At 26.6% G+C, this 11,240-nt stretch carries 12 protein-coding genes; 3 read left to right on the top strand and 9 right to left on the bottom strand.

Going from position 1 to position 11,240, the window contains the following annotated elements; all coding sequences use genetic code 11:
- The first annotated feature begins 154 nt into the window (after positions 1–154).
- On the top strand, positions 155–802 hold the full coding sequence (locus KGF50_RS17520; protein ID WP_227849254.1) for a lactate utilization protein: 648 nt from the start codon (positions 155–157) through the stop codon (positions 800–802).
- A 515-nt stretch (positions 803–1,317) separates the two neighbouring features.
- A complete protein-coding gene (locus KGF50_RS17515) occupies positions 1,318–2,160 on the top strand; it encodes a creatininase family protein (protein WP_227849253.1) in 843 nt (280 codons plus the stop codon).
- Positions 2,161–2,509: 349 nt separating this feature from the next.
- Here the strand turns inward: KGF50_RS17515 and KGF50_RS17510 are convergent, their stop codons facing one another.
- Genes KGF50_RS17510 through KGF50_RS17495 form a run of 4 tightly spaced genes read right to left on the bottom strand, consistent with a single transcriptional unit; the run spans position 2,510 to position 4,702 of the window.
- Positions 2,510–3,061: a hypothetical protein gene (locus tag KGF50_RS17510; protein WP_227849252.1), complete on the bottom strand. Its 552-nt coding sequence runs from the start codon at positions 3,059–3,061 to the stop codon at positions 2,510–2,512.
- A gap of 25 nt (positions 3,062–3,086) precedes the next feature.
- Positions 3,087–3,965 (bottom strand): 4Fe-4S binding protein, encoded by an 879-nt coding sequence (locus KGF50_RS17505; protein ID WP_227849251.1) that lies wholly within the window; start codon positions 3,963–3,965, stop codon positions 3,087–3,089.
- 10 nt (positions 3,966–3,975) lie between these two features.
- On the bottom strand, positions 3,976–4,125 hold the full coding sequence (locus KGF50_RS17500; RefSeq protein ID WP_227849250.1) for a CD1871A family CXXC motif-containing protein: 150 nt from the start codon (positions 4,123–4,125) through the stop codon (positions 3,976–3,978).
- Positions 4,118–4,702 (bottom strand): TlpA disulfide reductase family protein, encoded by a 585-nt coding sequence (locus tag KGF50_RS17495; RefSeq protein WP_227849249.1) that lies wholly within the window; start codon positions 4,700–4,702, stop codon positions 4,118–4,120. The genes KGF50_RS17500 and KGF50_RS17495 overlap by 8 nt, the downstream gene beginning before the upstream one ends.
- A gap of 420 nt (positions 4,703–5,122) precedes the next feature.
- Between KGF50_RS17495 and KGF50_RS17490 the strand changes: the two genes are divergently transcribed.
- The gene (locus KGF50_RS17490; protein ID WP_227849248.1) at positions 5,123–6,448 is read left to right on the top strand and encodes an MATE family efflux transporter; all 1,326 of its coding nucleotides are present in this window, start codon (positions 5,123–5,125) and stop codon (positions 6,446–6,448) included.
- Positions 6,449–6,630: 182 nt separating this feature from the next.
- On the opposite strand, the gene KGF50_RS17485 is transcribed toward KGF50_RS17490, so the two are convergent.
- The 5 genes from KGF50_RS17485 to murJ form a co-directional block, all read right to left on the bottom strand.
- Positions 6,631–7,422, bottom strand: coding sequence for an ABC transporter permease (locus KGF50_RS17485; protein WP_227849247.1), 792 nt, complete (start codon positions 7,420–7,422; stop codon positions 6,631–6,633).
- Positions 7,423–8,298 (bottom strand): ABC transporter ATP-binding protein, encoded by an 876-nt coding sequence (locus KGF50_RS17480; protein WP_227849246.1) that lies wholly within the window; start codon positions 8,296–8,298, stop codon positions 7,423–7,425. It lies immediately after the preceding gene.
- A gap of 3 nt (positions 8,299–8,301) precedes the next feature.
- Positions 8,302–8,670: a GntR family transcriptional regulator gene (locus KGF50_RS17475; RefSeq protein ID WP_227432872.1), complete on the bottom strand. Its 369-nt coding sequence runs from the start codon at positions 8,668–8,670 to the stop codon at positions 8,302–8,304.
- 186 nt (positions 8,671–8,856) lie between these two features.
- Positions 8,857–9,516, bottom strand: coding sequence for a deoxyribose-phosphate aldolase (deoC, locus tag KGF50_RS17470; RefSeq protein WP_227849245.1), 660 nt, complete (start codon positions 9,514–9,516; stop codon positions 8,857–8,859).
- A 35-nt stretch (positions 9,517–9,551) separates the two neighbouring features.
- A complete protein-coding gene (gene murJ / locus KGF50_RS17465; RefSeq protein ID WP_227849244.1) occupies positions 9,552–11,096 on the bottom strand; it encodes a murein biosynthesis integral membrane protein MurJ in 1,545 nt (514 codons plus the stop codon).
- Positions 11,097–11,240: the final 144 nt, after the last annotated feature.

Below are 11,240 nucleotides of genomic sequence, written 5' to 3'. Positions count from 1 at the left end.
TTTAGAAAAATATTAATAATAAAATCAGTTTTATATAAGCTAATTTTTCTAGAATGATTTTTTTATCTTAATTTATTTAACAATAATATGTTAAATAAATTTAACTAGTATAATAGTTAAAGTATTAAAATTTAAATACGGGAGTGATTTTAGTATGATAAGACAAACACCTTTAGAAAAACGTTATGATAAGTTAGGCCCAAACATCGTTACAGCTCTTAAAAAACGCTATTTTGATGCTTATTACTGTAAAACTAAAAACGATGCTTTACAACAAATTTTAGATTTAATTCCTCAAAATCATACAGTCTCATGGGGAGGTTCTGAAACTCTTAAAGAAATGGGAGTACAAATTGCTGTTAAAAATAAAGGAAATAAAGTTATTGATAGAGATTTGGCAAAAAGCCCAGAAGAAAGAACAGAAATCATGCGTCAAGCACTTTTATGTGATACTTTTTTAATGAGTAGCAATGCTATTAGTGAAGATGGGCAACTTTTCAATATTGATGGAAATGGAAATCGTGTAGCTGCAATGATTTTTGGTCCAAAAAGTGTTATAGTTGTTGCTGGCATGAATAAGATTGTAAAAAATGTTGATGATGCAATGCAAAGAGCTAGAACAATTGCTGCACCAGCAGTTGTACAGCGTTTTCAAGATGTTAATACTCCTTGTTACATTAATGGTAGTTGTATAGATTGTAAAAGTCCTGAAAGTAGCTGTGCATATATGGTAACTACAAGAATTAGCCGTCCAGCAAATAAGATAAAAGTAATATTAGTTGGAGAAAACCTTGGTCTATAAAATAGACCTATATACAAAATCAATTACATAAATAATAAAATAATATTACATAGTTTACTTACAAAAGTGATAGAGCGAAAATTCTATACAGAATTTTCGTTCTATCACTTTTATGTTATCCTTAAGTTTTCTATAATATTTAATAACTCTTATTCTCCTTTTTCTGTAACACTACAAACAATTTTTTCTTACATATTACTACTTTTTCAATACAACTTATTATCCATTTTTCTAGCACCATTAATTGTTTCATATACAATTAAATCTTTCATATTACACTTACTCTTTTTTAAGTTAAAAAATATTGAAGTAAATTTATAAACATTAACTTTTTCACTTAACAATTATTAAAAGAATCGTCATTGTTTTAAAATCATATTTATTTCTTTCTTGACACTAGTATTTATATATAGTACTCTTTATATAAACTATTGTATATAAACAGCACTATTAATTATTATATCAATAACAAAATAGCATCAATAATAAAATAAATTTTCTGGAGGTTCAAGATTATGAATTATAACTTACTTACTCTTTCATGGGAAGATATTTTAAACTTAGGCAAAGAGAAATTAGTAGTATTTGTTGGTATAGCTCCAATTGAAGAACATGGTAGACATTTACCAATAGGAGTAGATATTTATGAAACAGATGAATGGATTAACCTTGCTATTGAGAAACTAGACTCAATTTTACCTAGCTATTGTTATGGTAAACTTCCTATCATACCTTTCGGATTTGCAGACATGGGAACTTTCCCAGGTAATATTCATGTTAATCGTGAATTGATTTACAAAATAATTTACAGTACATTAGAAAATATAGTCAAATGGGGTGTTAGAAATATCATTGTTATATCTGCTCATGCTGACCCACTACATACCATTGCTGTGGAACAGGCATGTGAATTAATCAATAAAGAACATGGCATAATTTCTATTGCACCCATGGGTTCAATTTTTAATTGTGAACAAAAGGGAATCTTGAGAAAGCTTTCTAATTCCATTGAAGAAAAAATCAAAATGTTTCCAAACGATTTTCATGCAGGTTGGATTGAGACATCAAATATGTTAGCGCTATATCCCGAATTAGTAAATGATAATTACCAAGAACGCCCTGATATATCTATTCAAGATAATGAAATGATGAACATTCAAAAAGTTATCAATGCAATTAAAAACGAAGGTCATATTGGATTCCCTAAAGAGGCAAGTAAAGAATTGGGAATTGAACTAAACAATGACATTGGAGAACAAATATGCATAGCTACACATAATTTTATTCTTCGTTCTAATTATAAAAAATATATGAACCATCCTTTATACCATGTACCAAATCTAAAACTCAAAATTTAAAACCTATAATTACTATAATACTTAATTTTTTAAAATACTATAATATATTTGTAACATATAAAAAATACTTACATAAATCCTGATATATAATATAAATGATACAATAAAAATGGCACTTATAATTAAGTGCCATTTTTATTGTATCATTTATATCACGTACTTAATTATTTTAATTTTTATATAAGTCATTAAATGTTTATATTGTCAATCACGCTCTTTATCAGCATCTTTTTATAATTTAATACTATGCCTTTTTATTTCATGCTAATTATGAGATTTAAACAAAACTTTATTCATATAATTCTTATTACAATTTTAATAAATTATTCAGTGTATTTTATTTAGAAATTTAATTTTTTTGTTCTTCATCAATTTTTCTAAAATAATCCTTATTGTATTCAGCTAGATAATCTGTCCCTCCTCCAGTAATTACATTTAAAAGTTTCATTGCAAACTCAGGACTAGCTTTACATATATAATTATCTCCAGACTTAACAATTTCTAAAGCAATTGTAAACTCTTTTTTATTTGCAGAATCAATGTCCTCCATAGTTGGATTAGGCATCATTTCTCCTAATTTAGGAGGATTCTTTTTTAATATGGAAACCATATCTGTATTATTAACTTTTAAATCTACAATAACTTTATCATCTTTTTTCTTTATATTTTCGATTTTCCAAGACATATTCTTAGAATACATTTTAAATCCTTCTTTGTCGCTATATATAAAACTACCTAGCCCTGATTTTGGAAAATATTTATCTACTTTATCAGAGTCTTGCGTCTTTATTGCATTAAACATATTATCTACTTCACTTTTTATTTTATTGTCATTATTACACCCAGTTAATACTAATACTGAGATTGCAAACATCATAATACATATAGTAATCTTCTTCATTAAATTATTTCTCCTTACATTTTTTTTAAAATATTGATTTATTTTTTATATTTTTCGAAAAAGTTGTAGTGATTGCATTTTGAGGGCAAGCTTTTATACAATCACCACATCTAATACATTCTAAACTATTTACATCTTCATATATTGGAATATCAAGTTTACATTTTGACTGACATGCTGTGCAATTTGTACATTTATCTTTATCAATTTTAAATTTATATATTGAAATAGGATTAAAGAAACTATAAATTGCACCTAAAGGACATAAGTATCTACAAAATGGTCTATAAATCACTATTGACATTAACAAAATTAATATCAAAATACTTAATTTCCAGCTAAATAAGAATCCTATGGATTCTTTTAAACTTCCATTTTCTAAAATAAGAGGTATACCACCTAATAATGTTCCTGATGGACAAATCCACTTACAAAACCAAGGATTGCCACCACTGGCTACATTTACAATAGTAATTGGTAAGACAATTACAAAACCTATTAAGACTATGTATTTTAGATATTTTAAATATTTATCACCATAAACTTTTTTTACTTTTAATGGAAATGGTATCTTATATAATAAATCTTGAATAAGTCCAAAAGGACAAAGCCACCCACAAATAAAACGTCCAAAAAAGGCTCCAAACACCATTAAAAAACCCACAACATAAAATGAAAACTTATAATCCCTGCTTGATAAAACGGCTTGTAGTGAACCTATCGGACATGCCCCTAGTGCCCCTGGACAAGAATAACAATTTAATCCAGGTACACACAAGTTTTTGCTTTCTCCACCATAAATAGTCCCTTGCAAAAAACCATTTATATATCCATTTGTTAATGCTGTAAATGCAACCTGAGTAATAAGTCTTATATTATTATTTATTTTTGATAATAACTTCATGATTACTCTCCTAACCAATACCAATACATTCAAGGCAAATCATAATTGCTTTAGTTAATACTATATTTGCTTCTCCACGATATACGCCCAATATAATAAATGAAATACCAATTACAATAATAGAAATACCTTTTTTATTTTCTTTAATAAAGTTACTCATTACTTTTTACCATCTTTAATTTTTCGTCTATAATTTTTTTCCATTCTTCTTTGCTATTTGCACCTGCAACTTTATCACCTACAAATTTTCCATTCTTGTCTACAAAATAAGTTGTCGGAAACTCTACAATTCTTTTAAAATCAGTCTTTTTCAAACCTTCAGATACTGTTAATTGTTGATAGGTAGCACTTGATTTTTTCATAATATCTTTAACTAAGTCTCTCTCTTTGTCTGAAAGACCAGTTTTCATATCAGCTCCATCAACTTCTACAACTAATCCCTTTATAGCTATATTTGAATTGTTACTTTCATATTCTTTTGATAAAGCTTCAAGTTCTGGCATTTCACCTACACATGGACCACACCAAGTAGTCCAAACATTAATAAGTGTAAGGTCTTTACTTGAAAATACCTCCTTTGTTACCTTATTTCCATCTACATCTTTTGTTTCTAGATTAGAGAACCATTCACTGTTTTTTTCGCTTGTGTCTATAGGCTTAGACTCTTTTTTACTACAACCAGAAAGTATACCTAAAGCAAAAACACACCCTATAACTAATATAAAAAACCTTTTCATACTTCACACTCCTAATACCTATATAATATATAAAATTGTTGATTGAAATAAAAGTAACCTATCCTCTATACTATAGTTATTGTATTTAATAAATAATAGCCAACCTAAATAAAACTATATTGAAGATATATGGTTACTAAAATATATTTCTTATCAAACAAAATCTTATACATATGATAAACTGTAAAACTTAAGATTATATACATATATTTCTAAAGATTTTCTTAAGATATAATTATTTTTTCAATATAATATGATTATTCTTTTAATAAAAGTCCATTAATTGATATTCTATAAATCCTACTTGACATAAGTTATTATTGATTTAAAGCCATTTATAGTATTAACAAAGTTTTTCTTGACTATATAGTTACTATATACCTTATTATATATAGAGAGTAATAAAAGGAGGTAAAATTTATGGAAAATTTATTTACAAGAAAATTCACTACTTTTGAATTTCTAAAATTTGTTTCTCCTGCAATTGTATCCATGGTATTTATATCTTTATACACAATAATAGATGGTATATTTGTGTCAACATTAGTTGGCTCAGATGCTCTTGCTAGTATAAATATTGTATTACCCATAATCAACCTTATTTGTGGTTTTGGAATAATGATGGCAACTGGTGGAGGAGCTATAGTCTCTATACGGATGGGGGAAAATAGACAGGATGAAGCCAATTCTACATTTTCTTTTATAGTTTTGTTTTCATTGATTATTGGAGTTTTATTTACAGTAATCTCGTATTTTTTTGTCAAAGAAATATCTATTTTACTTGGAGCAACAGATAAACTACTACCTTATTGTATAACCTATGGTAAGGTTATGATTTTATGTACACCTTTTTATATTTTAAAATTTATATTTGAATATTTTACAAGAACTGATGGAAACTCTAAATTTAGTTTATTCCTATCAGTAATTGGAGGTGTAACAAATATAATATTAGATTATGTGTTTATTAAGTATTTTGGAATGGGTCTTCTAGGTGCTGCAGTTGCAACTGCTATAGGTATCATTTTAACTTGTCTTTTAGGTATAGCCTACTTCTTATCAAGTAAATCTACATTAAAACTAAAAAAACCAAGAACTGATTTTAGACTTATAAGAGATACTATGATAAATGGTTCTTCTGAAATGGTTACTGAGCTATCTACAGGAATTACAACATTCTTATTTAATATAGTTGCTTTAAGATTGGCAGGAGAAACTGGACTTGCAGCTCTGACTATAGTACTTTATGCTCACTTTTTGATGACATCAGTTTATCTAGGATTTGCTGCTGGAGTCTCGCCATTAATAAGTTATAATTTTGGTGCTGAAAATAGTGATAAGTTAAAAGAAACATTTAGACATTCTTTAAAATTTATATTGGTTTCTTCTATTTTAGTCTTTATTGTAGCTTTAGTTTTTGCACCGCTTATTGTTAGAGTTTTTGTAAATCCTGATAATAGAGTATTTGATTTGGCTTTACAAGGTCTAAAAATATTTGCTTTTGCTTTTTTATTTGTTGGTATAAATATATTTGCATCAGGATTTTTTACAGCATTTCACAACGGAAAAATTTCAGCTATTATATCTTTTAGTCGTGCCTTTGTTTTTGTAATTATAGGAATTATAATTCTTCCTCCTATATTGCATCTAAATGGATTGTGGCTTACTGTTCCATTTGCTGAAATTATAACTATATTTATATCTATATTGTTTATAAAAAAATATAAAAGTAGATATAAGTATTAGTAAATGAGATACTTGTTAAAATTAATAAAACTATCTTAAAGTAGCAGTTTTTAAATTTCACTTTAGGAACTAATTTTTATATTTATAATGAAATTAAGGCCCTTAAAATCCAAAACAAATGGTTTTTAAGGGCTTTTTACTAATAATATTTAAATTTGCTTTTAAGTTGATTTTTATTTAAACTATAATAAATCATTTGCATAATCCTTGATTGGAGCTCTTCTAAGTAGTAATATTATTAAAACTATACAAATAAATATAGTTCCTACTTTTAATCCTAATAAAATAGAAGGATTTTCAAATAAAGCAATAATTTTATCTAAATATGTAAGCATTTTTTGCGTATGTTTAATTGCAAAATTAACTATATAAATTAGAATCAATATTGGTAATCCTATCAATAGAGTAAAGCTTGTAGCTTTTCTAACTCTATACGTAAAAGCACCCAATAAAGCACCTATCAAACCTATACATACTTCACTAATACATAAATTTATAAAATAATTTAAGTAAGCTAGTGGCATATTTGTTGTTGATGATTTTATTATCATGGGTATAGAGGTCCAAATTAAATCTTGTTTCAGTAAAGCTAATATATCCACCTTATAACCTGTTATAAACTCTATAGATAACTTTGATAAAAAGATTAAAACTATACTTACAATAGAAAGAACAAAGGCCAAAATAATTAAAGTTAGTACAATAGCTTTTATACAATTCTTTCTATCTGCCCTTATACTTAAAGCCCCTGAAAAATCTTTATTTACTATAGATATTCCATATACAAATATTAGTATACTTATATAGTTTAAAAGCGGAGTTGTAAATGAGGATAAGTCTTCTTTAGGTAAATTAGCAAAATTTACAATAATAAGTGGTAAAACATTTAAAAAAGCACCTATTACCAAAAATAAAATTATATACGTTTTTGTATTTTTATTAAAAAATTTCATATATGGTCTTAATTCATTCAATTACAAAACCTCCTTTTTAGTCATACTCACAAACATATCTTGTAATCCTATGTATCCTACATCTATATTTGAATTTTTAAGTATATTTTCATCGTTTTTACTAAAGTCACCATAGTGAAAGTAGGCAACTGTATTTCCAAATGATTTTTTAGGCTTTACATTTATTATTGCTTCTAATTTTTCTACTTCTTCTCTGCTTCCAGTAATATAATGAGCTTTTTGTTTTATAGTATCAATATCTTCATCTATAATAATCTTACCTTCATTTAATATTATTACATGCTCTAATAAATCATCTATTTCATCAATTAAATGAGTTGATATTATTATCGTTCTTGGGTTTTTTATATAACTATCTAAGATTACATTATAAAATTCTTGCCTATTTACTGCATCTAGACCAATTGTTGGTTCATCAAAGATAGTGATTACTGAATTGGAACAAATTCCTATTATATTTGAAAGTATAGTCTTCATTCCCCTAGACAATTGTCTATACTTTTTCTTTATATTTAAATCAAAATGTTTACATAATTTTTCTTCTAATGCCTTATCATAATTTTTATAGAAATTAGAAGAAAACTCGAATATTTGACCTACTTTAAAATCTGAATTATAAAATTCTTTTTCTCTTACAATACAAATATCTTCCAATACTTTTAAATCTTCTTTTATGTTTTTTCCTGAAATTTCTATATCTCCTTCATTTTGAATTAATTGATTTACTATTATATTCAATAATGTAGTTTTCCCAGCACCATTTTTTCCTAATAAACCATATATTTTATTTTCTTCAAAATTCAGAGACACATTATCAAAAATCTTTTGTTTTTTAAAGCTATGAGATAAATTTTTTATCATAATAGAGTTACTCATACATTACTCCCCCTTAAAATTTATTATAATATCGACTAATTCTTCTCTGTTTATTTCTAATTTATCTGCTTCTTGAAGCAGATTCTTTATAAAATTATTTTTAAAGTTTTCTTTCCTAACTTCTTTTATTATACTTCTTGCTCCCTCTGATACAAACATTCCTATTCCTCTCTTTTTATATAAAATATTCTTATCAACTAATGTATTTATTCCTTTCAAGACTGTAGCAGGATTAATTTTATAAAGCTTTGAAAGTTCAGTTGTTGATGGAACCTGCTCTTCTTCTTTTATTCCATCTGATAATATTTCATCTTCAATTGCTCGTGCTATTTGAATAAATATGGGTTCTTCATTATTTAATATTAATTTCATAGGCTCCTCCTTTCTAAGTCTGTTAATTACTTAAGTAATTAACTATAAGACTATAATATATTATAAAGTTTTCTCTGTCAACACTAAATAAAAAAACAGAGGGAAATTTCCCTCTGCTTTTTGTTCTATAAATTTACAATTAAACTAATGTCTTATTGTCATTGATTTATCTATTAATTGATAGTTTTAATAACCTGTTATGTTTTCATTTTTTAATATTTTACATATTGAACTAGTACCTAATCTTTCAGCACCTGCCTCTATAAATTTTTCTGCATCAGAAATCGATTTAACACCTCCAGCAGCCTTTATCTTAACATTTCTTCCAACATGCTCTTTCATAAGCTTTATATCTTCTAAAGTAGCTCCACCTGTTCCCATTCCAGTAGATGTCTTTATAAAATCTGCACCAGACACTGTTACTATCTCACACATCTTTACTTTTTCACATTCCTCTAAATAACATGTTTCTATAATAACCTTTAATATTTTATCTCCAATAATTGCTTTTATTTCTTTTATCTCATTTTCTATCTTCTCATAGTCTCCATTTTTAATGTCTGAAATATTTACAACCATATCAATTTCATCTGCTCCATTTTTAATCGCATCTTCAGCTTCAAATACCTTTGTCGCAGTAGTTTGATATCCTAGAGGAAATCCTATTACTGTACATACCTTTATTTTACTATTTAAATATTCTGCTGCTCTTTTTACATATGATGGCGGTATACAAACTGATGCTACATTCATGTTTATGGCCTCATCACATAAAACTTTAATATCTTCCCATGTCGTTGTAGCCTTTAAAATAGTATGGTCTACTGTTTTTAATATGTGTTTCATAAAATCCTCCTAAATATATAATTAATATAGTTAAATTATTTTTTTAAATGTAACTTTCTTTTTGCAATATTTAATATCATATCAACTTCTTCAACTTTAAAAATTGTCATTAGTAATGTATAAATTCCACCTCCAACTACTACTGAAATGGTTAATGATACTAACTCGTTAAGTGTACCTACTCCTAAAAGTCCAAATATAAATTTATACGTAAAATATGATAAAATTCCCATAATAACTGATGCTATTATTGATTTTAAAGTCGCTTTTATTATTTTATCTTGTCCAAAATAACCTACTTTCCTTCTTAAATTTAAGAAAAGTAACAATATACATGCAATTGATGATGAACTAGTTGCAAGAGCAAGACCACCATGAGCCATAGGTTTTATTAAAATTAAATCTAGCACTATATTTACACAAACAGATATAATACCATTTATCATAGGTGTTTTTGTATCTTGTAATGAATAAAAAACCTTACCTAATATATCTCTAAGTCCAAAGGCAGTCATTCCGACTGCATAGAAAACTAAAGCAGTTGCTGTCATTTGAGTTGCTCTAGCATCAAAAGCCCCTCTTTCAAATATAATTCTAACAACTGGATTTGCAAAAACAATAGACCCAACTGAAATAGGAATCATAGAAATTATTATCATATTAACACTAGATTTAACTGAACTTGTAAATTTTTTTTGATTATTCTCTGCACTTAATTTCGATAGCATTGGATACATAACAGATACTATTGAGGCTGTAAATGTCCCTGTAACAAATCCATTTAATCTATCTGCATAAGTAAGTGCTGGTATACTACCTTTAACCAATGTTGATGCTAAAGTTGTATCAACTAATGAGTTTACTTGATTAACAGCAACACCTATAAACACTGGTGAAAGTAATGCCAGCAATTTTATAAGACTATCATCTTTAAAGTCTAAGTAAAATGAATATTTGTAATCTGTTTTTTTAACAAAAAACATGTAAAAAAGTAGCTGAACTATCATAGCAACTACAGCACCAACTGGAAGTACATATGGTCCAAATACAGTACTTATCATTATTGAAATAATTATTACTATATTATAGGGGATACTACCAAATCCAACTATGATAAATTTTTCTTTTATTTGTAAAAATGCTGACATAACACTAGTAATACCTATAAATATTATTCCTGTTATAAGTACTTTAGTAAATTTTACAGTAAGCTCAAATCTTTCGCCTTCAAATCCTATAGCAAATATACTCACAAGTTGTTTTGAAAAAATCACACCCAGTATAGCTACAATTATGCATATACCAACTATTATATTTAAGACATTATTTAAAAATTTTACTGCTTGTTTTTCACCTTGTTTACTACTTATATCTTGATACATTGGTATAAAAGTAGTAACTATAGCAGTTCCTATTGCTGCAAATATAATATTTGGTATATTCATAGCTGTCAAATAACTTTCTGTATACAAACCTGTTCCATAAATTGACGATAAAACTAATTCTCTACCCATACCAAGAATCTTAGATATTACAGTAACTATCATCAAATAAAAAGTTGCTTTAGCTACTTTGCTCATTTTATCACTCCACTTCTAACATACTTCTTTTAATTCAGTAAAAGCTAGCCTATTACATATAATTTAATATATTATTCTTACATTTTACAAAGATAATAGTAGTTGTTTATTTTTTAATATATCATAAATAATATTATCTTCATG

The sequence above is a fragment of the Clostridioides sp. ZZV15-6598 genome, assembly GCF_020657705.1.
Taxonomy (GTDB): Bacteria; Bacillota; Clostridia; order Peptostreptococcales; family Peptostreptococcaceae; genus Clostridioides; species Clostridioides difficile_F.
This window is presented reverse-complemented; position numbering and strand designations above follow the sequence as displayed.

Coding starts and splice junctions, on each gene's coding strand:
- KGF50_RS17495 (WP_227849249.1), bottom strand. CDS start 4,702: ATGAAAAGGTTTTTTATATTAGTTATAGGGTGTGTTTTTGCTTTAGGT.
- KGF50_RS17480 (WP_227849246.1), bottom strand. CDS start 8,298: ATGAGTAACTCTATTATGATAAAAAATTTATCTCATAGCTTTAAAAAA.
- KGF50_RS17490 (WP_227849248.1), top strand. CDS start 5,123: ATGGAAAATTTATTTACAAGAAAATTCACTACTTTTGAATTTCTAAAA.
- deoC (WP_227849245.1), bottom strand. CDS start 9,516: ATGAAACACATATTAAAAACAGTAGACCATACTATTTTAAAGGCTACA.
- KGF50_RS17500 (WP_227849250.1), bottom strand. CDS start 4,125: ATGAGTAACTTTATTAAAGAAAATAAAAAAGGTATTTCTATTATTGTA.
- KGF50_RS17515 (WP_227849253.1), top strand. CDS start 1,318: ATGAATTATAACTTACTTACTCTTTCATGGGAAGATATTTTAAACTTA.
- KGF50_RS17505 (WP_227849251.1), bottom strand. CDS start 3,965: ATGAAGTTATTATCAAAAATAAATAATAATATAAGACTTATTACTCAG.
- KGF50_RS17475 (WP_227432872.1), bottom strand. CDS start 8,670: ATGAAATTAATATTAAATAATGAAGAACCCATATTTATTCAAATAGCA.
- KGF50_RS17520 (WP_227849254.1), top strand. CDS start 155: ATGATAAGACAAACACCTTTAGAAAAACGTTATGATAAGTTAGGCCCA.
- KGF50_RS17510 (WP_227849252.1), bottom strand. CDS start 3,061: ATGAAGAAGATTACTATATGTATTATGATGTTTGCAATCTCAGTATTA.
- murJ (WP_227849244.1), bottom strand. CDS start 11,096: ATGAGCAAAGTAGCTAAAGCAACTTTTTATTTGATGATAGTTACTGTA.